The sequence below is a fragment of the Microbacterium sp. USTB-Y genome (assembly GCF_023703415.1).
Classification (GTDB): domain Bacteria; phylum Actinomycetota; class Actinomycetes; order Actinomycetales; family Microbacteriaceae; genus Microbacterium.
In genome coordinates this window covers 221,616-247,205 of record NZ_JAGMTU010000005.1, presented here as the reverse complement: position 1 = coordinate 247,205, position 25,590 = coordinate 221,616, and the positions used below count along the sequence as shown (strand labels likewise).

Genomic DNA, 25,590 nt, shown 5'->3' with positions numbered 1-25,590 from the left:
GGGGGATCCTTCCGATCAGGGATTCGTGTCGGCCGCGCCGGCGAGGCCGGTCGCGGAGTAGTAGCCGGTGATGTGGTCGCGCACGAGCGCCGCGGCCGCGTCGGCGCGGCCCTCGTCGATCGCGCGCACGAGATCGCGGTGCTCCGCCCGCAGGCGCTCGGCCATCCGCTCCCAGTCGCGGATCCCGGCGGATCCCGAGAGCACGTAGGACTCGATGCTGTCGCGCAGGCCCGTCATCATCGCCGCCACGACGGCGTTGCCGCTCGCCTCGGCGAGGGCGAGATGCAGCTGCGCGTCGAGCGCGAGGAAGTCCGCCGCCGGCAGCTCGGCCTCCATGGCGTCGAGGATCCGATGCGCCTCGGCCGTGTCCCGCCGGCCCGCGGCCAGGGCCGCGACGACAGCCTGCTCGAGGATGAGGCGGGTTCCGACCACATCGGCGATCGGGAAGCCCTGAGCGGCCACCTGGAGGCGCAGAAGCGCGGACAGCCCTCCCCCGGGCGCGGCGATGACGATCGCCCCCGCCTGCGGGCCGGATCCGGTCGAGGTGCGGATCAGGCCCATCACCTCGAGCACGCGGATCGCCTCCCGCACGCTCGATCGGCCGACGCCGAGCTCCGCCGCGAGGTCGCGCTCGCTGGGCAGTCGATCCCCCGGGCCGAGCTCTCCGTCGAGCAGGCGACGCTCGACGTGCTGCAGCACCGTGCGCCAGGTGCGCGCGGGCGCGTCGCTGCGGTCGGGCATGCATCCTCCTGTGGTCAGACCACAGCCTAGGGCGTGTGGTCAGACCACGCAAGACGGCGCATCCGGGGTCGTTGATCGCGGACCCCACGCAAGAACGGGGTCGTTGAGCGAGGACGGTGAAGCCGACCGAGACGAAACGCGGTGACCTGCGAGAGCGCCGCGTTTCGTCTCACTCGCGCTTCGCGCGTGTTCGCTCAACGGCCCCAGAGAGGACGGGCGTGCGGGCGTGTCCGCTCGACGACCTCGAGCAGCGAGGAGGCGCTCAGCCCAGGCGTCCGCCGGACTCCTGGAGGTAGCAATGTCCGCAGAGCGACTCGTAGGCCACGGCGACGCCGTCGATCGCGACCTGATCCCCGTCGAACACGAACCGGTCGCCGATCCGCCGTCCGTTGAACACGGCCTTGCGCCCGCACCGGCAGATCGTCTTCAGCTCCTCGAGCGTGTGCGCGATCGCGAGCAGTCGCCCGGACCCCGGGAACGCGTGCGTGAGGAAGTCGTTGCGGATCCCGTAGGCGAGCACGGGGATGTCGTCCTCCACCGCGATGCGGAAGAGGTCGTCGACCTGCCACGGCTCGAGGAACTGCGCCTCGTCGACGAGGAGGCACGCGATGTCGGATCCGCCCTCCCGCGCCTTCGTGCGCTCCTGCCCGAACACCTCGCGCGCGCTCTGCCCCGCGGCGATGAGGAAGTCGACCTCGCGGGTCATCCCCAGGCGGCTCTCGATCTGGCTGGCGCCCTTGGTGTCGATCGCCGGCTTCGCGAGCAGGACCCGCTGGCCCCGCTCTTCGTAGTTGTACGCCGCCTGCAGCAGCGCCGTGGACTTGCCGGAGTTCATCGCCCCGTAGCGGAAGTACAGCTTGGCCACGGCGCGGGATCAGGCCGTCAGATCGAGCGTCTTCGCCGTGGCGCCCATGGATGCGCGCGCGTCGGCGGCGGAGTCGTTGAGCTTCTCGCCGAGCGTCGGGATCAGCTCCTGCAGCTTGGGCTCCCAGGCGCCGTACTGCTCCGGGAAGCAGCGCTGCAGCACGTCCAGCATCACCGGCACGGCCGTGGAGGCGCCCGGGGAGGCGCCGAGCAGACCCGCGATCGTGCCGTCCGCCGCAGCGACGACCTCGGTGCCGAACTGCAGCTTGCCGCCCTTCATGACCTGAGCGCGCTGGCCGGCCTGGAGCAGCTCCCAGTCGCCGTCCTGGGCCGTGGGCATGAAGTCGCGCAGCGTCGAGACCTTCCGGTGGTGGGTCTTCAGCAGCTCGCTGACCAGGTACTTGATGAGGTCGAAGTTGGTGAACGCGACCTTGAGCATGCTGCCGAGGTTGTGCGGGCGCACCTGGGTGACGATGTCGAGCATCCCGCCCTGCTTGAGGAACTTCGGGCTGAACGTCGCGAACGGACCGAACAGCAGGCTGGTCTCGCCGTCGACGACACGGGTGTCGAGGTGCGGGACCGACATCGGCGGCGCGCCGACGGGCGCCTGCGAGTAGACCTTGGCCTGGTGCTTGGCGACGATCGCCGGATCCGACGTCTTCAGCCACTGGCCGCCGATCGGGAAGCAGCCGTAGCCCTTGATCTCGTCGATCCCGGATCCCTGCAGCAGCTTGAGGGCCCAGCCGCCCGCGCCGACGAACACGAACTTCGCGTTGAGCTGGCCCGGGGTGTGCCCGATCGCATTGCGGTAGCGGACGTTCCAGGTGCCGTCCTTCTGCTGCTTCAGCTTGCGCACCTCGTGGTTGCGCAGCAGCGTGAAGCGGTCGTCCTCGGCGAGGTGGTCGAACAGCTGGCGGGTGAGGGATCCGAAGTCGACGTCGGTGCCGCTGGGCACCCGCGTCGCGGCGAACGGCTCGCCCTTGCGGCGCTGCTCCATCAGCAGCGGCGCCCACTGGTTGATGACGCGCGAGTCCTCGCTGAACTCGATCCCCGCGAACAGCGGCTGCTCCTTGAGCACCTCGTAGCGGTGGCGCAGGTAGTCGACGTCCTTCTGGCCGCGCACGAACGTCATGTGCGGCGTGGAGTTGATGAAGGTCGTGGGCGCGTCGAGCACGCCGCGGTCGACGAGCGTCGACCAGAGCTGACGGCTGAGCTGGAACTGCTCGTTGATGCCGATCGCCTTCGCGGGGTCCAGCGTGCCGTCCTTGCCCTCGGGCATGTAGTTGAGCTCGCACAGCGCCGCGTGGCCCGTGCCCGCGTTGTTCCACGCGTTGGAGCTCTCCTCCGCGACGTCGCTCAGCCGCTCGAAGGCGACGACCTTCCAGTCGGGCTGCAGCTCACGCAGCAGGGTTCCCAGGGTGGCGCTCATGATGCCACCGCCGATGAGGACGACGTCGACGGATTCAGTCACTCGATCAGTCTAGTTGCCCGCGAGAGTCGAGTTCTTCGCCGAGACGGCCATCCGGCGCCGGACATTCGCCACGTCGTACAGGACACGCCTGCGACGAGGGGATCCGGCGCCGGAGCCGAGGTGCGTCAGGCTCCGAGCCGCGCGGCGACGAGCTCCGCCACCTGGACCGCGTTCAGCGCGGCGCCCTTGCGCAGGTTGTCGTTGCTGATGAACAGCACGAGGCCCTTGCCCTCCGGCGCGGACTGGTCGGCGCGGATCCGGCCGACGTAGCTCGGGTCCTTGCCGGCGGCGTACAGCGGCGTCGGCACCTCTTCGACCACGACGCCCGGGGCCGCGGCGAGCACGTCGTACGCGCGCTGCGGGCTGAGGTCGTTCGCGAACTCCGCATTGATCGACAGCGAGTGCCCGGTGAACACCGGCACGCGCACGCACGTACCCGCGACGCGGAGGTCCGGCAGGCCGAGGATCTTGCGGCTCTCGTTGCGGAGCTTCTTCTCCTCGTCCGTCTCGTTGAGCCCGTCGTCGACCACGGATCCGGCGAGCGGGATGACATCGAACGCGATCGGCGCGACGTACTTCTCCGGCTGCGGGAAGTCGAGCGCGGATCCGTCGTGCACGAGCTTGAGGGTGTCGCCCTGGGCGAGCACGCCCTCGACCTGGCCGAGCAGCTCCTGGGCCCCGGCGAGACCCGATCCGCTCACGGCCTGGTAGGTGCTCACGATGAGGCGCTCGAGCCCCGCCTCCGCGTGCAGCGCCTTGAGCACCGGCATCGCGGCCATCGTGGTGCAGTTGGGGTTCGCGATGATGCCCTTGGGGGCGTCCGCGATCGCCTCGGGGTTGACCTCGCTCACCACGAGGGGGACCTCGGGGTCCATCCGCCAGGCGCTGGAGTTGTCGACGACGGTGGCACCGGCGGCGGCGAAGCGCGGCGCGTAGGCGCGGCTCGCGGTGGCGCCCGCGGAGAACAGGGCGATCTCGACACCGGCCGGATCCGCGGTCTCGACGTCCTCCACGATCACCGGGATCCCGCCGAAGTCGATCGCCGTGCCCGCAGAGCGGGCCGAGGCGAACAGGCGCAGCTCGCGGATGGGGAACGAACGCTCCGCGAGGATGTCGCGCATGACGGTGCCCACCTGGCCGGTGGCGCCGACGATGGCGACGGAGAATCCTGAGTCGGAGATGCGGGTCATGGGGATGCTTCCTCAGCTTCGTGCCGCGGCGGATGCCGGACGGCGGACGAGGCGGAGGCGCGGTCGCCGGGTATGGCGGAGCTGTCCGCGCCTGGCGCCGGTGTCAGGGTTTGGGCGATTCTATCGGTTCCGCGAGGATGCGATCTCCGCGGGCCGGACCCGAGTGTGCTCCCGTCGCAGTTTCTGCCGCTTTCCGACGCTCGGAGCGACAGTTCTCGCGACGGGAGCGAGGGCTCCGGGGTCCGCGATGGAGCGTCGGGTCAGCGGCCGGTTCCGGCGGCGACGACGGCTTCGACCTCGCCGTCCAGTCCGTAGGCGGCGTGCACGACGCGGGCCGCATCCGCGAGCTCGTCGCCGCGCACGACGACCGAGATCCGGATCTCCGAGGTCGAGATCATCTCCAGGTTCACGCCCGCGGTGGACAGCGCCTCGAAGAGGATCGCCGAGACGCCGGAGTGCGTGCGCATCCCGGCGCCGACGACCGAGAGCTTGCCGATCTGGTCGTCGTGCAGCAGGCTCTCGAAGCCGACCTCGGACTGCTCCGCGGCGAGCGCCTTGAGCGCGGCCGTGGCATCGGACTTCGGCAGGGTGAACGAGATGTCGGTGCGGCCGGTGGAGGCGGCCGACACGTTCTGCACGATCATGTCGACGTTCGCGCCCGACTTCGCGACGATCTTGAAGATCTCCGCGGCCTTGCCCGGGACGTCGGGCACGCCCGCGACCGTGACCTTGGCCTGGCTCAGATCGGTGGCGACACCGGCGACGATCGGCTCTTCCATGGCTTCTCCCTCGGTTTCGCGGGGGTTCTTCATGCCCTCGCCCAGAACGTAGGTGCCCTCGTTCGCCGTGAAGGTCGAACGGGCGTGGATCAGGACGCCGTGCCGGCGTGCGTACTCGACGGCGCGGATGTAGAGCACCTTGGCGCCGTTGGCGGCGAGCTCGAGCATCTCCTCGCTTGACACGTGCGAGAGCTTGTGCGCGAGCGGGACCACTCGCGGATCCGCCGTGAAGATGCCGTCGACGTCGCTGTAGATCTCGCAGACGTCGGCGTCGAGGGCCGCCGCGAGCGCGACCGCCGTCGTGTCGGATCCGCCGCGGCCGAGCGTCGTGATGTCCTGCGTGTCGTCGTTGATGCCCTGGAAGCCGGCGACGATGACGATCGCACCCTCGTCGAGCGCCTCGCGCAGGCGCGTCGGGGTGACCTCGACGATGCGCGCGGATCCGTGCCGGCTGTCGGTGCGCATGCCCGCCTGCGGACCCGTGAACGAGCGGGCGTCGAAGCCCATCGAGTGGATCGCCATCGCGAGCAGCGCCATCGAGATGCGCTCGCCGCTGGAGAGCAGCATGTCGAGCTCGCGCGGCGCCGGGATCGGCGCGACCTGCGCGGCGAGGTCGAGCAGCTCGTCGGTGGTGTCGCCCATGGCGCTCACCGCGACGACCACATCGTGGCCGGCGCGACGGGTGTCGACGATGCGCTTGGCGACGCGCTTGATGCTCTCTGCGTCGGCGACGGACGAGCCGCCGTACTTCTGCACGATGAGGGCCACGGATCACTCCTGGGGATGCCGGGCGCCGGAGGCGGCGCACCAGAGGTCATTCTACGAGCGGCCTTCATGCCCGAACCGGTATGTGACGGCCCGCCGGAGCGAGCGACAGCCCCGGGGATCCGGCTCAGAGCAGGCCGCGCCGGCGGGCCTCCGAGACGGCCCCGGTGCGGCTGTCGGCGGAGAGCTTGTCGAGCAGGTGCACGATGTGCGTCTTCACCGTGGCCTCGGCGACATACAGGCGCACCGCGATCTCGCGGTTGCTGAGCCCCTCGGCGACGAGCGCCAGGACCTCCTGCTCCCGCGCGGTGAGCTCGACCCGGGGCGCGCGCAGCGCGGCCACGAGGCGCTCGTCGCCACCGGGGGTGGGCACGCTGGCGCCGGCCGCGGCGTCGACGATCGCCCGGGAGATGATGTCGACGCCCACCTCCTTGAGCAGGTACCCGGCGGCGCCCGCCTCCACCGCGCGCACGATCTGCGCGTCGTGGTCGAACGTGGTGAGGATGAGCACCGCGGGCGGATCCGGCAGCGCCCGCAGCGACGCCGTGGTGGCGACGCCGTCCATCCCGTCGCCGAGCCGCAGGTCGCACAGCACCACGTCGGGGCGGAGACGGCGGGCGGCCTCGACGGCCTCCTCACCGGTGCCGACCTCGGCGAGCACGTCGAAGCCGCGCGCCTCGACGACCGCGCGGATCCCGGCGCGCACGATGGGGTGGTCGTCGACGATGATCAGCCGGACCGTCATGCCGCTCCTCCGATCGCGCCGGGGGTGCCGTCGGCGGCGGCTCCGGCACCCGAGGCGCCGTCGTCCGCGGCTCCGGCGCCCGAGCCGGAGCCGGTGCCAGAGCCGGAGCCGGAGCCGGAGCCGGAGCCGAGGGGCAGGGTCGCCTCGATCGTGGTGCCGGCGCCGGGTGCGGAGCGGATCGCGAGCTCTCCCCCGCCCTCGCGCAGCCGCGAGCGCATCGCGGCGAGACCGTAGGACGCATCGGAGGGCCGCACATCCTGGTCGAACCCGACGCCGTCGTCCTCGAGCCGCAGGCGCACGGATCCGCCGCCCGTCGTCAGCGCGACGCGGACGGTCCGTGCTTTCGCATGCTGGCGCACGTTCGCGAGCGCCGACTGGGCCACGCGCAGCAGGGCGACCTCGACCGGCGTCGGCAGCGCGGGGAGGTCGGGATCCACCTCGAGCGTCCCGGTGACGCCGGTCTCCTCGCGCAGGGCGTCGAGCATGCGGGCGAGGGCCGCCGCCAGGGCGGACTCGTCCAGGTCGGCGGGGGCGAGGGCCGCCACGATGCGGCGCAGCTCGGTGAGCGAATGCTGCGCCAGCTGCTCGATCAGCGCGGTGCGGTCGGGCCGCGCCTCGCCCGCAGGCGTCTCGGCGTCGGTCCTGGCGAGCATCACGATGGTGCTGAGCTCCTGCGCGATCGTGTCATGCAGATCACGGGCCAGCCGGGTGCGCTCGCGCGTCGCGCCGGCCTCGCGCTGGGTGGCCGCGAGCTCGTCGTGCAGCTGCGCCGCCTCGCGCTGCGCGCGCAGCAGGGAATCGATGAGACGCTCGCGCTCGGCCGCATCCCGGAGCATGGCGTCGTAGCCGAGCGAGACGGCGAACGCGAACCCGCCGCCGACGAGCGGGCCGATGAGGTGCGCGAGCGCCGTGCCGTGCTGCACGCCGCCGGGGTGCAGCCAGGGCGCGACGATCGACGCGACCAGCACGACGGCCACGAAGACCGCGGACCAGGGCAGGCGGAGCACATGACCGGCGAGCAGCAGCAGGGGGAACGCGAGCCACACGAACTCCGGCGAGAGCACGAGCATCCCGATCCAGATCGCGACCAGGCCGAGCATCCACCACCCGGCCGCGTGCTTGTGCGCGAGCCCCGCACCGGCGCCGTACCAGGCGAGGTACACCGCGGCGGCCAGCAGCACGGGCAGCAGCGCGCCCTCGACCCCCGCGCGGACGGTCGTGACGACCACGAGCACCACCGTGATGAGGTGCAGCGCGAACCGCGCGCCGCGCAGCATCCGCCGACGGGCGGAGGCGGGCGCGGTGCTCATGATCCGATTCTCCCCCGTGACGACGCGGATCCCACCCGCTCAGGATCGATCCTTCGATGGATCCGCCGCCCGCCGAAGCCCGGGAGGCTGGGACCATGACCTCCTCCTCCGACCTCACCGCCCGTGCCACGGCGCCCGACGCCTCGCGGCGCGCGCTCGCGCAGCTCTTCGTCGCGACCGTCACCTGGATCGCCCTCGGCCTCGCCGCCGGCCTCTTCTACCGCGAGTTCACCAAGGCGCAGGGCTTCCCGAACGGCGTCAGCGGGCAGCTCGCGCTGGTGCACACGCATCTCCTCGCCCTCGGCGCCCTCGTCACCCTCATCGTGCTCGCCCTGGAGAAGCTGTTCACGCTCTCGGCGAGCCGCCTGTTCCGCTGGTTCTTCTGGATCTACAACGCCGGGGTGCTGCTGACCGGCGCGATGATGACCTGGCACGGCATCCTCGACGTCCAGAAGGCGGAGGCGTCCAAGGCGATCTCCGGGATCGCCGGCACCGGGCACATCCTCATCGGCGCCGGATTCGTGCTGCTGCTGATCACCCTGTGGAAGGGGATCCGTCGGTCCTCCTGACCTCGGACGGGGACTCCGGGCCGCGCGCGTCCGCCGCGACCGGGGGCACCGGCTCGGCCGTCAGCTCCACCGCGGCCCGGTCGACCGCCGCCTTCGGACGCAGGCGTCCGCCGGTGCCGGCGAACCAGCATCCGATGATCACGAGCGGGAATCCGACGAGCAGGCCGGCGGTCAGCGGCTCGGCGAGCACGATCGCGCCGAGGATGATCGCGATCACCGGGTTGACGTAGGTGAACAGCGGCGCGCGCACCGGGCCCACCTCCTTGATGAGCGCGAAGAACGCGAGGAACGCGATCGCGGTGCAGATCACGCCGAGGGCGATCAGCGCCGCGATCGACGGCACCGTCGGGACCTGATGCTGGGTGAGCAGGGCGACCGGAAGGTAGAGGATCCCGATGAACAGCAGTGCGAGGGTGATCGTGCCGATCGAGGGCACATCGCCGAGCTTGCGGGCGACGATGAACGGCGCGGTCGCGTAGAGCACCGCGACGAGCAGCACCTCCCCCGCGGCGAGGAGGTCGACCTTGCCGCCCGTCAGACCCGGACCGGCGACCACGACGCCGACGCCGACGAACCCGACGAGCAGCCCGATCAGCCGTGCGGGGCGCAGCACGGCGCGGTCGCCGCCGCCGAGGGCGATGAGCGCGGCGAAGAGCGGGACCGTGGCCACGAGCAGACCGGTCAGCCCCGACGGCAGCGACTGCTCCGCGTGGCCGAGCAGGAGGAACGGTCCCGCCATCTCGACGAGCCCGAACGCGAGCACCCAGGGCCAGAGCTTCCACGCGGCCCGGAGCGCGCCGCTGCGGATCGCGAACGGGAGCAGGAGCAGAGCCGCGATCAGGGTGCGGCCGGCCACCATCGCCGGCGGCGAGAACGACTCGACCACCACGCTGATGAGCAGGTACGGCACGCCCCAGAGGAGGCACATGGCTCCGAAGAGCAGCCAGCCGCGACGGCTGAAGCCGATGGCGCTCACAGGACGCGCCGGCCTTCGAAGGCGCGGCCCAGCGTCACCTCGTCCGCGTACTCCAGGTCGCCGCCCACGGGGAGGCCGGAGGCGAGGCGCGAGACCGTGATCTGCATGCTCACGAGCAGCCGGCTGAGGTAGCTCGCCGTCGCCTCGCCCTCGAGGTTCGGGTTGGTGGCGAGGATGACCTCCTGCACCGTTCCGTCGGCGAGGCGGGTCATCAGCTGCGCGATGCGCAGGTCGTCGGGGCCGACGCCGGCGATCGGGCTGATCGCGCCGCCGAGCACGTGGTAGAGCCCGCGGAACTCACGGGTGCGCTCGATCGCCGCGACGTCCTTCGCGTCCTCCACGACGCAGATGAGCGCGGTGTTGCGACGCGGGTCGCGGCAGATCGCGCAGCGCTCCTGCTCCGCGACGTTGCCGCAGATCTCGCAGAAGCGCACCCGCTCGCGCACCTCGGTGAGCAGCTCGGCGAGCCGCTTCACGTCGAAGGAGGGCGTCTGCAGGATGTGGAAGGCGATGCGCTGGGCCGACTTCGGGCCGATGCCCGGCAGGCGGCCGAACTCGTCGATCAGCTCCTGGACGATGCCGTCGTACATCTCGATGGTCCTTTATCGGTCGTCACTGGAATCTGGTCTGCGGCTCGTACGGCTCCTCGCGCAGGAAGGTCGCACCGAGCACCTGCCGCACCACGGCCTCGCCGTACCGCTGCACCCCCGGTACCCCGGAGCGCGGAGCCCGGTCGACGACCACGGGGGCCGCCGCCGCGCGCGGCGCCGGATCCGGCCGGGGCGCAGGGGCCGCCGGAGCGGGACCCGTCGTCCGCGGGGCCGCGGCCATCGCGGGCGCCGGGATGCGATGCGCATCCGGATCCTCATCGGGCCCCGGTGCGTCCGCGTCATCGGGGAACGGCGGCTCGTCGTCGAGGACGTCGCCGTCGTGCCCGGGCTCGTACCAGCCGGATGCCGGCATCGCCTCGACGTCGGCCGGCTCCTCGTCCACGGGGAACTGGCCCACCCGCGCTGCGGGAGCGGACGGGGCGGACGGCGCCGCTGCCGAGGGCGCGCTCTCGGTCTCGGCCGCGGGATCGCCCTGCGGGATCGCCGCGACGGCCCACTCGGTGACCGGGGCTGCCGAGGCGGCCGGATCCGACGCGCGCGGAGCGACTGGCGCCGAAGCCGGGGCGGACGCACGCGGAGCGGACGGGGCCGAAGGGGCGGATCCGCGCTCGGCGGGGATCTGGTCGGAGGGGCGCGGGGCCTTCCCGCTCTCGGCTAAGTTCCGTTCGACGCCCGCCGGATCCGCGCTGGGCAGCGGGGCCGGAAGGTACTTCACCGTGACCGCGAGCTCGGCCTCGATCGCGGTGCGCAGATGATCGGAGGGGCCGTTGCCGGGCGACGTGCCCTTGAATCGCGCGACGTCGTTCGGGCCGGGGAAGCCGAGGGTGAGCACCTCCGAGGCCGCGTCGTAGGCGAGCGGCTGGACGGCCGTGACGACCAGCCAGGATCCGCGGCTGATCTGCTCCAGGCGGGTGAGCACGGCGGGCCAGACGGCGCGGACCCGGTCGAGGTCGATCGGCCCGGCCGCCGGAGCCGGCTCGGGAGCGGCCGGAGCCTGCGGAGCGTCCGGACGTGCGGTCGCACCGTCTCCGTCGCGGGCGACGCCGTTCGGCTCGGGCGCTTCGCGTCCTCGGTCGGCGGCCCCGGACGGCGCAGTCGCCTCGGCGGGCCGACCTCCGGACGGCGCAGTCGCCTCGGCGGGCGGATCGACCCTCGGCGCAGGCGCGGTCGTCGGGGCGGGTGCGGTCGCCTCGGCACGCCGCTCGGCGACGGCGGGCGTGGGAGCAGCAGCCGGAGCGGCGGACGCCGGGGCGGTCGCGGACGGCGTCGGCGCGCTCTCCGCGCCGCCGGAGAGCGCGGTGAGCACCCGGGCGACCAGCAGCTCCAGGTGCAGTCGCGGTGAGGTCGCCCCCGTCATGTCGTCCAGCGCCGAGCTCACCAGGTCGGCCGCACGGGACAGCCGGGGACCGCCGAAGGTCGCGGCCTGCGCCCTCATGCGGACGAGCTCGTCCTCGGGCACGCCGCGCAGCACCGCCGAGGCGGCGTCGCCGACGGCGGCGATCACGATGAGATCGCGCAGCCGCTCGAGCAGGTCGTCCACGAAGCGACGCGGATCCTGTCCGGTCTGCACGACGCGGTCGACCGCAGGGAACGCCGCCGCCGCGTCGCCCGCGGCGAGCGCGTCGACGATCTCGTCGAGCAGCGCCGAGTGCGTGTAGCCGAGCAGCGCGACCGCGCGCTCGTACGCCACCTCGCCGTTCTCGGAGCCGGCGATGAGCTGATCGAGCAGCGAGAGCGTGTCGCGGGGCGATCCGCCGCCGGCGCGCACGACGAGGGGCAGCACGCCCTGGGCGACGGTCACGCCCTCCTCGGCACAGAGCTTCTCGACGTACTCGAGCATCGCCGCGGGCGCGACCAGCCGGAACGGGTAGTGGTGCGTGCGGGAGCGGATCGTGCCGAGCACCTTCTCGGGCTCGGTGGTCGCGAAGATGAACTTGATGTGCGGCGGCGGCTCCTCGACGAGCTTGAGCAGCGCGTTGAAGCCCTGCGGCGTCACCATGTGTGCCTCGTCGAGGATGAAGATCTTGAAGCGGTCGCGGCTGGGCGCGAACGTCGCCCGCTCGCGGAGGTCGCGCGCGTCGTCGACGCCGTTGTGGCTGGCCGCGTCGATCTCGACGACGTCGAGGGAGCCGCCCCCGTCGCGGGACAGCTCGACGCAGCTCGGGCACACGCCGCAGGGCACGTCGGTCGGCCCCTCGGCGCAGTTCAGGCAGCGCGCCAGGATGCGCGCCGACGTGGTCTTGCCGCAGCCGCGCGGGCCGGAGAACAGGTAGGCGTGTCCCACGCGGTCGCCGCGCAGCGCCGTCATGAGCGGATCGGTCACCTGCGACTGCCCGATCATCTCCCCGAAGTTCTCGGGCCGGTAGCGGCGGTACAGGGCTGTGCTCACCCGACAAGCCTAGAGCGTGCCTGCGACATTCGGACCGGGTCGGTCCCCGGCGCTCGTTCGGATCCGCCCCGCCTGTGCCCCAGCTTCGGAGAAGTGCGCTTCGCGCGGACCGGATCCTGGATTCCGTCCGAGCGAAGCGCACATCTCCGAGCGAAGCGCACATCTCCGCGCGAAGCGCACATCTCCGCGCGGGGTGCGCGCCCCGCCGGTCCCGCCGGCCCTGCGCCGGGCGCTACTCCCCCGACTCTCCGACGTACCCGACGATCGGGATGGCCGATGTCGTCGGCACCGTCGGCGAGAGGATCGTGCCGTCCTCGCGCAGCGCCTGACGACCGAACTCGGGCCGCCCGCGGAGCACCGGCCCCTGATTCGCCAGGGGCACCGCCGCCGGCGCCTCGGTCGAGGCCGTGAACATCGCCCCGCGCACCGAGAACGAGACCGGATCGCCGGTGCGCACCTCGACGAGCAGCCGGTCCGCGGTCAGCGTGATCTGCAGCTGGGACCCGCGCCACTGCAGCGGGTACGACAGCTCGGGCCAGTCCGTCGGCAGCCGCGGGTCGAAGCTGAGCTCGCCGTCGTGGTCGCGCATGCCGCCGAAGCCGGACACGAGCGCCGTCCAGACGCCGCCGGCCGAGGCCACGTGCACCCCGTCGGAGGCGTTGCGGTGCAGGTCGCCCAGGTCGACGTAGATCGCGTGCTCGAAGTACTCGTGCGCGAGATCCTGGTAGCCGACCTCCGCGGCGAGGATCGACTGCACCACGGCCGACAGCGTCGAGTCACCCGTGGTCAGCGGGTCGTAGTACTCGAAGTCGGCGAGCTTCTCGGCCTCGGTGAAGTGATTGCCCTGCAGGAACAGCGCGAGCACGACGTCGGCCTGCTTCAGCACCTGGAACCGATAGATCACCAGCGGGTGGAAGTGCAGCAGCAGCGGGCGCTGCTCGGCCGGGGTGTGCGGCAGATCCCACACCTCCCGCTCGAGGAAGAGCGAGTCCTGCGGGTGGATCCCCAGGGCCGGGCTGAACGGGATGTGCATCGCGTCGGCGGCGCGCTCCCACTGCTCGACCTCGGAGGGGTCGAGGCCGAGCCGCTCCACGGCGGCGTCGTACGCCTCGGGCGCGTCGGCGGCCATCTCCCGCACCACCCGCGCGGCGAAACGCAGGTTGTAGCGCGCCATCACGTTCGTGAACAGGTTGTCGTTGACGACGGTGGTGTACTCGTCCGGCCCGGTCACGCCGTGGATGTGAAACGTGTCCAGCCCCTCGGCCGAGCGCCAGAACCCGAGCGTCGCCCACATCCGCGCGGTCTCCACAGCGATGTCCACGCCCTGGCGGTACAGGAAGTCGTCGTCGCCGGTGGCGCGCACGTACTTGCCGAGCGCATAGCTGACATCGGCGTTGATGTGGTACTGCGCGGTGCCCGCGGCGTAGTACGCGCTGGCCTCCTCGCCGTTGATGGTGCGCCACGGGAACAGCGCCCCGCCCTCGTTCAGCTGGCCGGCGCGGCGGCGCGCGGCGGGCAGCATATGGACCCGGCAGCGCAGCGCGTTGCGCGCGAACTGCGGCGACGTGTAGGTGAGGAACGGCAGCACGTACACCTCGGTGTCCCAGAAGTAGTGCCCGCCGTAGCCGGATCCCGACACGCCCTTCGCCGAGACGCCGGCGCCGTCCGCGCGCGCGGACGCCTGCGCGATCTGGAACAGGCACCAGCGGGTCGCCTGCTGCAGGTCGTCGTGCCCGGCGATGCGCACGTCGCTGCGCTCCCAGAACGCGGTCAGCCACTCCGCCTGCTTGGCGAACTGCGCCTCGACCCCCTCGACGGCGGCGCGGTCGAGCGTGCGCCGGCAGCGGTCGATGAGCTCGCGCGCGGGCACACCGCGCGACGTGTGGTAGCTGACGAGCTTCGTCACCCGCGTGGGGACGCCCGCCTTCGCCTGCACCCGGAACACGTTCTTGGCGATGTCCGGCTCGACCAGCTGCCGGGCGGTGTAGTCGTTCTCGGTCTCGACCACGTGGTCGGCGACGACGGCGAGGGTCATGCCCGAGTTCGCGACCCGGTAGGCGAGAGCGGAGCGCTCCCCGTCCTGCCAGAACTCGGCGGGCTGCAGCACCCGGTCGCCGAACCGCTCCGCCTTGCGCGGGTCGAAGCCCGCCTTCTCCCCCGGCGAGCCGACGGCCATCGACGGGACGCCGCCGTAGACGTCCTCGCCGTCCTGCCGGTTCAGCAGCTGGCAGGAGATCGTCACTGGGGCGTCGGCGTTCTCGACGGTGACCTCGAGGCGGAGCACGGCGAGGTGACGCTCGACGAACGACACGATGCGCTCATCGCGGATCCGCACGCGCTTGCCGGACGGCGTCTCCCAGAGCACTTCGCGCTGCAGGATGCCGGTGCGGAAGTCGAGCTCGCGCCGGTACTCGCGCACGTCGGCCTCGTCGAAGCTCAGCGGCTCGTCGTCGACGTACACCCGCATGACCTTCGCATCGGGGGCGTTCACGATGGTCTGGCCGACCTCGGCGAAGCCGAAGGCCTGTTCCGCGTGACGGATCTTCCAGGTCTCGTGCAGCCCGTTGATGAACGTGCCGTGCTCGAGCGCGCTGCGCCCCTCGATGTGGTTGCCGCGCAGGCCCAGGTAGCCGTTGCCGAGACCGAGCAGCGTCTCCGAGACGCCGGGGTTCGCATGCGGGTACTGCGTCTCGACGAGACGCCAGGGGTCGACGGGGAAGAGGTCGCGGTCGATCATGCAGTGCTCTCCGTGAAAGGGATGGCGGGTCAGGACAGGAAGCGGGAGAGGTCGTCGACGACGACCGTGGCGCCATGGGCGAGGAGGGAGTCGGATCCGGCGCCGCGGTCGACGCCGACCACCGTGCCGTAGCCCGCCGCGGCGGCGGACGCGACGCCGCTGGTGGCGTCCTCGACGGCGACCGCGGACGCGGGATCGACGCCGATGCGCTCGGCGCCCACCCGGAACACGTCGGGAGCGGGCTTGGAGGCGAGGTGCTCGCGCTCTGCCACGACGCCGTCGACGACGACCGTGAAGAAGTCGCGGATGCCCGCCGAGGTCAGCACCTCTTCGGCGTTCTTCGAGCTGGACACGACGGCGAGCGGGACACCGGCCTCGCGCAGCTCCTCGAGCAGGGCCAGGGATCCGGGATAGGGCGCGATGCCGTCGCGGCGCAGCGCCTCGGAGAAGGCGACGTTCTTGCGGTTGCCGATGCCGCAGATCGTGTCGGCCTCGGGGTCGTCGTCCACGGATCCCCACGCGATCTCGACGTTGCGGCTGCGCAGCAGGCTCGCGACGCCGTCGTAGCGCTTCTTGCCGTCGACGTAGGCGAAGTAGTCGTCGTCGGTGTACGCGGGCTGGATTCCCCAGAGGGTGAAGACCTCGTCGAACACGGCCTTCCAGGCGCGCATGTGCACCTCGGCGGTCGGGGTCAGCACACCGTCCAGATCGAAGAGCACGGCGGCGGCGCGGTGCAGATCGGGAAGCGCTGCGGGGGTGTCGGGCACGGCGAGGCCTCCGGGTGGCTGAGAGCGGGATCGGTCGGATCGGCACGTCTGGGTGCCACCCTGTCCAGAGTAGTGGGCGACGGTGCCCTCCGGAAGGTGCGGGAAGGCCCGATTCGCGACCGTTTCCGAGCCGTCCGACCCCGCTCCGCGCCCGGTCGATCGCGAGCCGGGCGCGGGCCCGGCGGCGGGGCCGCGCTCAGGAGAACGAGGCGACCTTCTCGGCGCCCACGACGTGCAGCTCGGCGATGCCGGAGCCGTTGTAGATCGTGGTGCGGTCGGCGGCGCCGACGACGGTGAACCGGATCCGCAGCACGTCTCCACGCACGGCGGCGTCGAGGATCCCCGGATCCGCCGTGAGCGCGACCGGATTCCCCGCATCCTGCAGCGTTCGCGCGGGCTGCTCCGCGCCCGCGAAGCCGACGAGGCCCGTCGTGTCCCGCAGGCTCTGCGGGATGCTCTCCGTGCCGACCTGCATCTCGACGTACGCGGTGTGCCGCTCGCCCGCGTGCGCGGCGACGTCCTGCAGGAGGGCCTTCAGCTGAGCCGGATCCAGCGCCGGGAACGCCGGATCGACGGCCGGCGCGGCCGGAGCCGGCGCCGCCGTGGGCGGCACGGCGGCGGAGGTCTCGACCGCGGGCGGCGCCGCGTCGTCGGAGGCGGGCTGATCCGCGAGTCCCGAGAAGAGCGCGATCGCGGCGGGGACGGCGATGAGCGCCGCGATCGCGATGAAGAGGAGCGGCGCCCACGAGCGGGCGCGCGCCGGGGCGGGCTCAGGCGCGCCGACCGTCCGCGGACGCCCCCTCTGATCGTGCTCGAGCGGCGGGATGACGTACGGCGCGGTGAGGTTCTTCGGCACCGCGGAGTAGACGGTGGGCCGGTGCTCGTCGTGTCCCATGCTCGGACCCTAGCGCGTCGGACTCGCGTGCGGCGGAACCCGCGTGCCGCAGACGGTGCGACCGGCTGCGGGCAAAGGCGGCGCACGGGTTCCGGGCAAAAGAAAAGACCCTCCGCGCACCCGACAGAGCCCGGTTACCCTTGCTGCGTTTCCGCCCTGGGGGAGTTGGCCTGGGTGCCGCCACGCGGAGAGCCGTCGACCAGTCTACCCGAGGTCGCGGGCGGGTCGGACCGGGCGGCGGATCGGATCCCCGGCCCGCCTGTCCCGGGCGCGGGTTACGATCGAGACGCGGGCGCACCGCGGCGCCCGGTGAGAGGGACGCATGCACGCCACGAACGCCGCCGACGTCGCCACGAGCACGGCCCCGCAGACGCGCACCGGATCCGCCGACGGGATCGACGCGGCCGGGTTCGCCCGGCAGACCGCCGCGATCCTCGACTCCATCACGGCGGTGATCGACGGCAAGGACGACGCCGTCCGCAGCGCTCTGGTGTGCCTGCTCGCCGAGGGCCATCTGCTCGTGGAGGACGTGCCGGGGGTCGGCAAGACGATGCTCGCCCGCGCCCTCGCCGCGAGCATCGATGCGACCGTGCGCCGGATCCAGTTCACCCCCGACCTGCTGCCCGGCGACGTCACCGGGGTCAGCGTCTACAACCCCGTCGCCCAGGAGTTCGAGTTCAAGCCCGGCGCGGTGTTCGCGCACATCGTGATCGCGGATGAGATCAACCGCTCCTCCCCCAAGACGCAGTCGGCCCTGCTGGAGGCGATGGAGGAGCACCAGGTGACGGTCGACGGTCACTCGCGCCCGCTGCCGGATCCCTTCCTCGTCGTCGCCACGCAGAACCCCCTGGAGATGGAGGGCACCTATGCCCTGCCGGAGGCGCAGCGCGACCGCTTCATGATGCGCATCTCGATGGGCTATCCCGATGCGGCCGCCGAGACCCTGATGCTGCGCCAGCGCGACACGGCCAACCCGCTCGACGCGATCCGGCCGGTGCTCGCCGCGTCCGATGTGCGGGGGCTCATCACGTGGGCGCGGGCCGTGCACGTCGCCCCGGCGCTCGAGGAGTACGCCGTCGCACTGTCGCAGGCCACCCGCACCGACCCCAACCTGCACCTGGGGGCGAGCCCGCGCGCCACGCTGCAGCTCGTGCGCGCCGCGAAGGTGCAGGCGGCCCTGGACGGGCGGGACTACGTCATCCCGGACGACCTCACGGCGCTGCTGCCGGACGTCTTCGCGCATCGGCTCATCGCGGCCCGCGGACTGCACCGGGCCGGCGCCCGGCCCATCGAGTCGGCGCTGGAGGCGATCGTGCGGCGGATCCCGGTTCCGGTCGGCCTGCCCCGGTGACACGATGACCCGGCCGAGGCGGGAGCGGCGTCCGGCGGATCCGTCCGGGCGGCGGATGACCGGACGGGGGGCGAGCGCGCTCCTGGTCGGGATCCTGCTCGTGATCGGCGCGAACGTGCTCGCCGCGCCGGTGCTGTTGTACGTCGCGGCGCTGCTGTTCGGCCTGCTCGTGCTCGCCGCGCTGTTCGTGTTCGCGCCCCGGCGGCGCGTGCGGGTGAACCGCGCCGTGGCGGCCGACCTGCTCACGGTCGGCGACGACACCACGGTGCGGATGCGGGTCGAGCTGCGCACCCTGCTGCGCCCGCCCGCCGGGCGCTGGAGCGATGCCCTCCCCGCCGCCGTGCACGGCCAGGCGGCCGGGCCGTTCCCCGCCGCGGACGCGGAGCCGATCCCCGGCGGCACGACCATGTCGATGACCTATCCGATCTCGGGAGCGCGGCGCGGACTCGCCTCGCTCGGACCGCTGCGCCTGAGCACCGCCGACCCGTTCGGGATGTTCACCCGCACCGACGAGCTGGGCGACGTCACACCGATCACGATCGTGCCCGCCGTGCTGCCCCTCCCGCGGCTCGCCGACCGCACCGGGCGCGCCGGCGGCACCGCCCAGACCTCGTCGCACCGCCTCGGGCAGGGCGCCGACAACCTCTCGCCGCGCCGGTACGTGCCCGGCGACTCGATGCGACGCATCCACTGGCGCGCCACCGCGCACCGCGGCGATCTCATGGTGCGCCAGGAGGAGCAGGAGTCCAGCCCGGATGCTCTCGTCGTCCTCGACCGCGCCGGAACGCGCTGGCCGGGCGCGGATCCCGATGCCTTCGACCGGGCGGTGACCGCCTGCGCCTCGATCGCGGTGCACCTCGTGGATCAGGGATTCGCGGTCGACGTCGTCGATGCGACCGGCGTGCTGATCGGCCGGCTGCGCGGAGCGGAGGACGAGCGCGACGGGCTGCTCGTGAGCCTCGCCGGGATCACGCCGCGCTCCGGCGAGCGCGACCACGGACTCCCCGCGGCGAGCGAGGGCCACACCGTCGGCCCGCTCGTCATGATCACGGGGTCGATCGACGCCGCCGACGCCGGTTCGCTGCCGCACGGCGGCGCCGGCACCCCGATCCTGCTCGCGACCTCATCCGCCGCGGACGCGCTTCCCGCCGCCTCCCTCCAGGGCTGGCGGACGGCCGCGCTGGGCGACGACCCCGCCGAGGCCTGGGCGGATGCCGGCGCCGCGGATCCCGGATCCGCGAGCACGGATGCCGGATCCGGACACCCGCAGCACCGCCGGCCCGCCCCGGCGGGGCGCGAGGACGAGGCCGGACCGCCCCCGGAGACCGCCCATGTCCGTTGACGCCAGCGCCTACGCCGGCCCGCCGCGCCCGTCCCGCGCGGAAGCGGGTCCGGTCGCCGCCGCCCTGCTGGTCGCGTTGGGGGTGTTCGCCGCCGTGTGGCCGCTCAGCGCCGTGCTCCAGCCGGGCAGCTGGAGCGCGGGGGCCGCGACGACGTCCGCCGCGGTGATCATCGCGGGGGTCGCGACGCGCCTCCTCGCACGCCGGGCGCCGGCGTGGATCGCGATCCCCGCGGTCCCTGTGGTTCAGCTGATCGCGGGGACGGTGGTCCTCACCGTGTTCACGGGCCGGCAGCTGGGCAAGGCATGGCTGCTGCCGTCGCCGGAGGTGTGGCGCGCGGTGGACGCACTCGTCTCCGCGGCGATCGCCGAGATCCGCGGCGGCGTCGCGCCCCTGGCTTCGACCGTCGCGATCGCGGTGTCGATCGCGGCCCTGGTCGGGCTCGTCGCGATCGTGCTCGATCTGCTGCTCGTCCCGCTGCGATCCCCGCTGGTCGCCGTGGTGCTGGTCACGGTGATCGGCGCGCTGCCCGCGATCGCAGTGCACCAGGGCCTGGATCCGGTGTGGTTCGTCGGGCTCGCCGTCGTGATCCTGCTGTTCCTGCGCGTCCGCTTCGCGCCGACCGGATCCGCCGCTCCCGCGCCGCAGACGCCCGAGGGCATGTCGGCGCGGGCGCACGCGGCCGCGGCATCTCCTCCGTCCGCGGCGGTGGCGCGCACCCGCCGCCTGCCCGCCGTCGTCATCGGCGCGATCGCCGTCGTCGCCGCCCTCGTCGTGGCCCCGCTCCTGCCGGTGTCGGCCTCGGGCATCAGCACGGGCGGAGGGCGCGCGACCCTGAGCGCCACGCTGAACCTGGGCCAGGACCTGCGGCGTCCCGCTCCCGTCACCGCGCTCACCCTGATCACGCAGGACGGCACCCCACCGTACCTGCGCATCGCGACCCTCACCCGCTTCGACGGCTCGACCTGGCAGCCGGACCGGCCCGCCACCGTCCCCCTCTCCCAGGGCTTCGGGGACGTCACGGCGCCCGACGGCGTCGCCGTGCACGAGAACAAGACGACGATCCGCACGGCCGGGATCTCCGGATCCTGGCTTCCGGTCCCCTATCAGGCCACCACGGTGCGCGGGGAGGACGGCGGCTGGAACGCCGCACCCGACAACCGCACCGTCATCGCCGCGAACGCCGACGCCGCGGATCAGAACTACACGACCGACACCGCGGTGCTCGTGCCCACGCTCGATCAGATCCGCGCCTCCTCGGCCTCGGGATCCGACGCCCCTGCGGAGCTGCGGGCGCTTCCGGCCGACATGCCGGCGATCATCGCCGACGACGCACGGCAGGTGGTCGGCGACGCGACCAACGACTACGACCGCCTGATCGCGCTGCAGACCTGGTTCCGCGCCGGGTTCCGGTACTCGCTGCAGACGCCCGTCGACGAGCGGTTCGACGGCACCAACGTCGACGCGGTGGCCACGTTCCTCTCCGTGCGCGAAGGGTACTGCGTGCACTTCGCGGGCGCGTTCGCGCTCATGGCGCGCTCGCTGGGCATGCCGGCGCGGATCGTGGTGGGGTATCTGCCCGGCACGGCGACCGATCGGCGGTCGGACGACGGGCGGGTCGTGTTCGAGGTGTCGACCGATCAGCTGCACTCCTGGCCGGAGGTCTACTTCTCCGGCATCGGCTGGGTGCCGTTCGAGCCCACCGCCACCCGCGGCGTGCCGACGGCGTTCACCGCGGCAGCCACGGCCGGTGGTGCCGGGACCGGCGGCGCGACGACGGCTCCCTCCCCCGCCCCCACCGCGACCGGCAGCGCGAAGGATCCGAAGAACCTGGACGTGCCGGAGGCCGGAGGCGCGGGCGGCACGACATCGACCGCCCTCGCCGCGGCTCCGGTGCTGTGGACGATCCTGGGACTGCTCGCGGTGCTGCTCATCCCGGCCCTCGTCCGCCGCGTGCAGCTGTCGGGCCGGCGTGCCGCGGCGCGCCGGGGCGACGCGGACGCGGCGTGGGCCGAGCTGCGCGCGACGCTGCAGGATCTGGGTCTGCCCGCCCCGCCCGCGGAGTCCCCGCGCCGCCGCGGCGAGCGCCTCGTCCGGGAGCGCGGCGTCGATCCCGCCGCCGTCGCCGCTCTGGTGCGCGCGATCGAACGCGCGAGCTACGCGCCGTCCGGATCCGGATCGCGGGCGGAAGACCTCCGGGCACCCCTCGATGCCATCCGGCGCGAGCTGCGCCTGCATGTCTCCCGTCGAGATCGCGTCGCGGCCGTGCTCGCGCCGCGGTCGCTGCTGGGTGCGCGCCTGCTCGCGGCCTCGACGTCCTGAGCCGGCGCAGGCGGTTACGCTCGAAGCCGGTGCGATCCGGCGCCGGCGGGGAGGGAAGCATGGCCGAGGCGAGCACGCCGTTCGCCGGCTGGCGCTTCACGGGCGTGCTGCGCACCTACCAGCGGCAGGTGCTCGAGCGTCTCGCCCCCGGATCCGAGGATGCGCTGCACATCGTCGCGCCTCCGGGATCCGGCAAGACCCTGCTCGGGCTCCTCCTCGCGATGCGCGAGGGCGGGCGCACTCTCGTCCTCGCCCCCAGCACGACCATCCGCGAGCAGTGGGCGCGCCAGGCCGCCGAGCTCGCGCCGGACCCGACGGACGTCTCGACGGATCCGCTGCGCATCGCCGCGCTGACCGCGCTCACGTACCAGGCCGTCAGCGTCACGGGCGACGGGTCGCCGTTCGAATCCCTCGCCCGCGCCCGCTGGGCGGAGGAACTCGTCACCGCGGGCCGCGACCAGGCCTCGGCGGAGACCTGGCTCGCCGCCCTCGCCGTCGACAACCCGCGACAGTACCGCTCGGGCCTCGCCCGCCGGGTCGTGCGCCTCCGCCGACGACTCGCGCGCGAGCGCCCCGAGACGATCGCCCAGGTGCTGCATCCGAACGCGGTCGCCCTGCTCGATCGCATCGTCGACGCGGACGTGGACACCGTCGTGCTGGACGAGTGCCATCACCTGCTCGACCACTGGGCGCTCGTCGTCGCCTACCTCGTCGGCGCGATCCGCGGGCGCGGCGGACGCGGAGTCGTCATCGGCCTCACCGGAACGCTGCCGGACGTCGCGGACGGGCCGGAGTACGAGAACTACACGCAGCTGCTCGGCGAGGTGGACTTCGAGGTGCCGACGCCCGCGGTCGTGAAGGAGGGCCACCTCGCCCCCTATCGCGATCACGTCTGGTTCACCGAACCGGTGCCGGCCGAGGCCGCGTTCATCCGGCAGCACGGCGACCGGCTCACGGAGCTCCTCGCCCAGGTGCTGTCCACGCCCGACGGGATCCGGTATCTCGAAGAGCGGCTGCAGCCGGCCGATCCGTCCGCCCCCGACCCGTCGCCACCGGACCGGGAGACCGCGCATCAGCCGTCGCCCTCCGCTGAGGCGCTCGAGCGCGCGCTCTCCGAGGATCTCCCGCTCACCCGCTCCTGCGGGGTCGTGCTGCGCGCCCTCGCCCCGGGGCACCCGCTGTGCGCGATCCTCCCGCCCGCGCTGTTCGAGCGGTGCACGACCGACGATCTGCTGACCGTGCTCGCGCGCTTCGCCCTGACGCGGCTGCTGCCCGACCCGGCGGCGCGGCCCCAGTGGCTCTTCGTGAAGAGGGCGCTGGCGGACTTCGGCCTGCTGCTCACCGATCGCGGGCTGCGCCGGGGCAGGGATCCGATCGAGACGACCCTGGCGTTCTCGGAGGCGAAGGATCGCGCCGCCGTCGACATCCTGCGTCTCGAGCTCGGCGGATCCGACGGCGCCCTGGTGCGCGCGGCGATCGTGACCGACTTCGTCGAGCACGGCAACAGCCGCGGTCTCGTCGGCGAGCGCGCGGCCGGGGCGCTGCGCGTCTACGAGCTGGTCGTGAGCGACCCGGTGACCGCCGCGCTGTCCCCGGTGCTGCTCACGGCGGACCGCATCCGGGTGCCGGCGGGCTCCGCCGAGGCGTTCGCCGCGGCGATCGCCGAGGACGTGGGATCCGCCGTGCGCGTGCAGGACGGCGTCGGCCCGTGGCGCGACCTGGATGCTCCGGGAGTCGGATCCGGGCGGATCGTGGCCGCGGTCTCGGCGCTCATCACGGCGGGCGCCGTGCGGCTGCTCGTGGGCACGAGGGGGCTGCTCGGCGAGGGCTGGGACTGCCCCGCCGTGAACACGCTCATCGACCTGACGACCGTGACCACGGCGACCGGCACGCCGCAGCTGCGCGGCCGAACGCTGCGCCTGGATCCCGCGTGGACGGAGAAGGTCGCGCACAACTGGTCGGTCACCTGCCTCATCCCGGCCGACGTCGCGCTCGACGACGCGACCGAGCACCGCCGGCTCGTCCGCCGGCAGGGGCGCCTGCTCGGGCTCTCGGCCGACGACGATGCGGAGGGGCGGATCGTGCGCGGCTTGGGCAACGCGCTGGGCCGTGGAGCGCGGGAGCTGCTCGCGGGAGTGCTCGGGAAGGATCCCCGCGCCTCGATCGGCGCGCTGCAGGAGCAGGTGCGCGCCGACCTCCGGCCGCGGTCGCTGACGCGCACGCAATGGCGGATCGGCGAGCCGTACCGATCCGAGGAGCGCGAGGTGCTCGCGGTGCGGCGCTCGTCGGCGGTGGCGCTGATCCCCACCGGGCGCATCCTCGCGACGGCCGTCCCCGGGGCCGCCCTGTCTGCTCTCGGCGTGGGCGCCGTGATGTCTGCGGCCGTCACGGGTCTCGTCCCGATCGATCCGGTCGGAGCCCTCGTGGCCTTCGGCTGCGCCGGGGTCGCGCTCGTGCTCGGCGGGGCGATCCGGCCACTGACCGCCGCGCGCCGCCGCCGGGCGGATCCCGCGGGCATGTTCCGGGGAGCGGCGATCGCCGTCGGCCGCACCCTCGCCGATGCCGGGCGGATCCCTCCCATCGATGAGACGGCGATCACGGTCGCTGCGGACGGTGACCGGATGCGGATCGAGCTCGCCGGATCCGGTCGGCGTCTCGTCGCCGAAGCGGTCGAGGAGCTCTTCGCCCCGCCGGTGTCGCCCCGCTTCCTGCTGCGCACCGATCGGGCCGACGTCGGCCGCTCGGCCTCCCTCGTCGCGATGATCGCCTCCCTTCAGGCGCGGGATCTGCGCCGGGCCACGCTCCTCGCGGTGCCCCGGATGATCGCCCGCCGCCGCACCGACGCCGAGACCTTCGCCCGGCACTGGCGGGAGCAGGTCGGGGCGGGGCAGCTCATCGAGCTCGAGGGATCCCGCGGACTCGCGCTGCTCGCCGTGGCACGGCGCACGCCGCGCGTGCTCGACTCCGCCGAGCCGCGCACGACGCTCTGGGGCTGAGCGCGGCCCCGCCGATCGGAGCCGCCCGCGCCGAAGCCGCCGATCGGCGCCGCGAGGCGGGAGGAAAGCCCGTGCCCGGGATCTCGGTCAGGACGCGTCGCGCACCTCGGCGATGACCGCCTCCCCGTCATGTCGTGCGGGCGGGACCGGCTCCGCGTCCCCGCGACGACGGTGCCACCAGCGCAGGACATGGTCGATCAGGAAGCCGACGACGACGGCGAACACCACGGCAATGCCGACGCCCAACAGCGGGTTGTCGTGCACCCACTGGCCGGCGACGAGGCCGATGACGATCGCATAGGCGACCCAGGTGATGCAGGCGAACAGGTCGAACAGGAAGAACCGCCGGTGCGGAAACCGGGTCTGGCCCGCGACGTAATTCACCGCGACCCGCCCCCAGGGGATGTAGCGGGCGGTGAAGATGAGCGCCGCTCCGCGCTTGTCGAGCTCGAATCGCGCCCACTCGAACATCTTCTGCACGCGCGGCCGGCGCATCCAGCGCCAGCGCTCGGTGCCGATCGTGCGGCCGAGCAGGTACGCCATGTTGTCCCCGGCGACCGCACCCACCAGCGCCACGAGCCCGAGCACGATCAGGTTCGGCTGCCCGCTCTGCAGCGAGAGCGCCGACAGCGCGACGAGCGCGGTCTCGCTCGGCAGGATCGTCGCGAAGCCGTCGACGAAGAAGAACACCAGCAGCACCGGGAACAGCCAGAGCTGTCCTGCGGCGTGCAGCAGCCAGGCGTTCAGCAGGTCCATGCGCACCACGCTACGG

General features: G+C 73.0%; 19 protein-coding genes and 1 other RNA gene. 5 read left to right on the top strand and 15 right to left on the bottom strand.

Going from position 1 to position 25,590, the window contains the following annotated elements; translation table 11 throughout:
* Window positions 1–15: 15 nt before the first annotated feature.
* From J8G10_RS13960 to J8G10_RS13930, 7 genes are all read right to left on the bottom strand, one after another.
* The gene (locus J8G10_RS13960) at window positions 16–741 is read right to left on the bottom strand and encodes a FadR/GntR family transcriptional regulator (RefSeq protein ID WP_251446029.1); all 726 of its coding nucleotides are present in this window, start codon (window positions 739–741) and stop codon (window positions 16–18) included.
* Between the two features lie 262 nt (window positions 742–1,003).
* Complete coding sequence (locus J8G10_RS13955; protein WP_251446027.1) at window positions 1,004–1,606, bottom strand: thymidine kinase; 603 nt, start codon at window positions 1,604–1,606, stop codon at window positions 1,004–1,006.
* A 9-nt stretch (window positions 1,607–1,615) separates the two neighbouring features.
* Complete coding sequence (mqo, locus tag J8G10_RS13950; protein WP_292884021.1) at window positions 1,616–3,076, bottom strand: malate dehydrogenase (quinone); 1,461 nt, start codon at window positions 3,074–3,076, stop codon at window positions 1,616–1,618.
* Window positions 3,077–3,201: 125 nt separating this feature from the next.
* Window positions 3,202–4,266 (bottom strand): aspartate-semialdehyde dehydrogenase, encoded by a 1,065-nt coding sequence (locus J8G10_RS13945; protein WP_251446025.1) that lies wholly within the window; start codon window positions 4,264–4,266, stop codon window positions 3,202–3,204.
* A 260-nt stretch (window positions 4,267–4,526) separates the two neighbouring features.
* Window positions 4,527–5,813 (bottom strand): aspartate kinase, encoded by a 1,287-nt coding sequence (locus tag J8G10_RS13940; RefSeq protein WP_251446023.1) that lies wholly within the window; start codon window positions 5,811–5,813, stop codon window positions 4,527–4,529.
* A gap of 124 nt (window positions 5,814–5,937) precedes the next feature.
* A complete protein-coding gene (locus J8G10_RS13935; RefSeq protein ID WP_251446020.1) occupies window positions 5,938–6,555 on the bottom strand; it encodes a response regulator transcription factor in 618 nt (205 codons plus the stop codon).
* Window positions 6,552–7,865 (bottom strand): sensor histidine kinase, encoded by a 1,314-nt coding sequence (locus J8G10_RS13930; RefSeq protein WP_251446017.1) that lies wholly within the window; start codon window positions 7,863–7,865, stop codon window positions 6,552–6,554. Before J8G10_RS13930 ends, J8G10_RS13935 begins: the two co-directional genes overlap by 4 nt.
* A 95-nt stretch (window positions 7,866–7,960) precedes the next feature.
* Between J8G10_RS13930 and J8G10_RS13925 the strand changes: the two genes are divergently transcribed.
* Window positions 7,961–8,434, top strand: coding sequence for a DUF2871 domain-containing protein (locus tag J8G10_RS13925; RefSeq protein ID WP_251446014.1), 474 nt, complete (start codon window positions 7,961–7,963; stop codon window positions 8,432–8,434).
* Here J8G10_RS13925 and J8G10_RS13920 read toward each other — a convergent pair.
* The 7 genes from J8G10_RS13920 to ffs form a co-directional block, all read right to left on the bottom strand.
* Window positions 8,400–9,410, bottom strand: coding sequence for a DMT family transporter (locus J8G10_RS13920; RefSeq protein WP_251446012.1), 1,011 nt, complete (start codon window positions 9,408–9,410; stop codon window positions 8,400–8,402). The two genes, J8G10_RS13925 and J8G10_RS13920, sit on opposite strands and share 35 nt — an antisense overlap.
* The gene (recR, locus tag J8G10_RS13915) at window positions 9,407–10,000 is read right to left on the bottom strand and encodes a recombination mediator RecR (protein WP_251446009.1); all 594 of its coding nucleotides are present in this window, start codon (window positions 9,998–10,000) and stop codon (window positions 9,407–9,409) included. Before recR ends, J8G10_RS13920 begins: the two co-directional genes overlap by 4 nt.
* Window positions 10,001–10,022: 22 nt before the next feature.
* A complete protein-coding gene (locus tag J8G10_RS13910) occupies window positions 10,023–12,410 on the bottom strand; it encodes a DNA polymerase III subunit gamma and tau (RefSeq protein WP_251446006.1) in 2,388 nt (795 codons plus the stop codon).
* A gap of 232 nt (window positions 12,411–12,642) precedes the next feature.
* Complete coding sequence (locus J8G10_RS13905; RefSeq protein WP_251446003.1) at window positions 12,643–15,147, bottom strand: glycoside hydrolase family 65 protein; 2,505 nt, start codon at window positions 15,145–15,147, stop codon at window positions 12,643–12,645.
* Window positions 15,148–15,176: 29 nt separating this feature from the next.
* On the bottom strand, window positions 15,177–15,914 hold the full coding sequence (locus tag J8G10_RS13900; protein WP_251446000.1) for a beta-phosphoglucomutase family hydrolase: 738 nt from the start codon (window positions 15,912–15,914) through the stop codon (window positions 15,177–15,179).
* Between the two features lie 196 nt (window positions 15,915–16,110).
* Window positions 16,111–16,809 carry a hypothetical protein gene (locus tag J8G10_RS13895; RefSeq protein ID WP_251445997.1) on the bottom strand — a complete coding sequence of 233 codons (699 nt, stop codon included), beginning with the start codon at window positions 16,807–16,809 and terminating at the stop codon, window positions 16,111–16,113.
* Between the two features lie 100 nt (window positions 16,810–16,909).
* Window positions 16,910–17,006, bottom strand: an RNA gene (ffs, locus tag J8G10_RS13890) — signal recognition particle sRNA small type.
* Window positions 17,007–17,131: 125 nt separating this feature from the next.
* On the opposite strand from ffs, the gene J8G10_RS13885 reads away from it, so the two are divergent.
* Genes J8G10_RS13885 through J8G10_RS13870 form a run of 4 tightly spaced genes read left to right on the top strand, consistent with a single transcriptional unit; the run spans window position 17,132 to window position 24,818 of the window.
* Window positions 17,132–18,160, top strand: a complete 1,029-nt coding sequence (locus J8G10_RS13885; RefSeq protein WP_251445994.1) for a MoxR family ATPase — start codon at window positions 17,132–17,134, stop codon at window positions 18,158–18,160.
* A gap of 55 nt (window positions 18,161–18,215) precedes the next feature.
* A complete protein-coding gene (locus J8G10_RS13880; protein ID WP_251445991.1) occupies window positions 18,216–19,502 on the top strand; it encodes a DUF58 domain-containing protein in 1,287 nt (428 codons plus the stop codon).
* Window positions 19,492–21,822: a DUF3488 and transglutaminase-like domain-containing protein gene (locus J8G10_RS13875; protein WP_251445988.1), complete on the top strand. Its 2,331-nt coding sequence runs from the start codon at window positions 19,492–19,494 to the stop codon at window positions 21,820–21,822. The genes J8G10_RS13880 and J8G10_RS13875 overlap by 11 nt, the downstream gene beginning before the upstream one ends.
* A gap of 59 nt (window positions 21,823–21,881) precedes the next feature.
* On the top strand, window positions 21,882–24,818 hold the full coding sequence (locus J8G10_RS13870; RefSeq protein ID WP_251445985.1) for a DEAD/DEAH box helicase family protein: 2,937 nt from the start codon (window positions 21,882–21,884) through the stop codon (window positions 24,816–24,818).
* Window positions 24,819–24,905: 87 nt separating this feature from the next.
* Here J8G10_RS13870 and J8G10_RS13865 read toward each other — a convergent pair whose 3' ends face one another.
* Window positions 24,906–25,574, bottom strand: coding sequence for a DedA family protein (locus J8G10_RS13865; protein ID WP_251445982.1), 669 nt, complete (start codon window positions 25,572–25,574; stop codon window positions 24,906–24,908).
* Window positions 25,575–25,590: the final 16 nt, after the last annotated feature.

Coding starts and splice junctions, on each gene's coding strand:
- J8G10_RS13880 (WP_251445991.1), top strand. CDS start 18,216: ATGACCGGACGGGGGGCGAGCGCGCTCCTGGTCGGGATCCTGCTCGTG.
- J8G10_RS13870 (WP_251445985.1), top strand. CDS start 21,882: ATGGCCGAGGCGAGCACGCCGTTCGCCGGCTGGCGCTTCACGGGCGTG.
- J8G10_RS13945 (WP_251446025.1), bottom strand. CDS start 4,266: ATGACCCGCATCTCCGACTCAGGATTCTCCGTCGCCATCGTCGGCGCC.
- J8G10_RS13960 (WP_251446029.1), bottom strand. CDS start 741: ATGCCCGACCGCAGCGACGCGCCCGCGCGCACCTGGCGCACGGTGCTG.
- J8G10_RS13895 (WP_251445997.1), bottom strand. CDS start 16,809: ATGGGACACGACGAGCACCGGCCCACCGTCTACTCCGCGGTGCCGAAG.
- J8G10_RS13865 (WP_251445982.1), bottom strand. CDS start 25,574: ATGGACCTGCTGAACGCCTGGCTGCTGCACGCCGCAGGACAGCTCTGG.
- recR (WP_251446009.1), bottom strand. CDS start 10,000: ATGTACGACGGCATCGTCCAGGAGCTGATCGACGAGTTCGGCCGCCTG.
- J8G10_RS13930 (WP_251446017.1), bottom strand. CDS start 7,865: ATGAGCACCGCGCCCGCCTCCGCCCGTCGGCGGATGCTGCGCGGCGCG.
- J8G10_RS13935 (WP_251446020.1), bottom strand. CDS start 6,555: ATGACGGTCCGGCTGATCATCGTCGACGACCACCCCATCGTGCGCGCC.
- J8G10_RS13905 (WP_251446003.1), bottom strand. CDS start 15,147: ATGATCGACCGCGACCTCTTCCCCGTCGACCCCTGGCGTCTCGTCGAG.
- J8G10_RS13885 (WP_251445994.1), top strand. CDS start 17,132: ATGCACGCCACGAACGCCGCCGACGTCGCCACGAGCACGGCCCCGCAG.
- J8G10_RS13925 (WP_251446014.1), top strand. CDS start 7,961: ATGACCTCCTCCTCCGACCTCACCGCCCGTGCCACGGCGCCCGACGCC.
- J8G10_RS13875 (WP_251445988.1), top strand. CDS start 19,492: ATGTCCGTTGACGCCAGCGCCTACGCCGGCCCGCCGCGCCCGTCCCGC.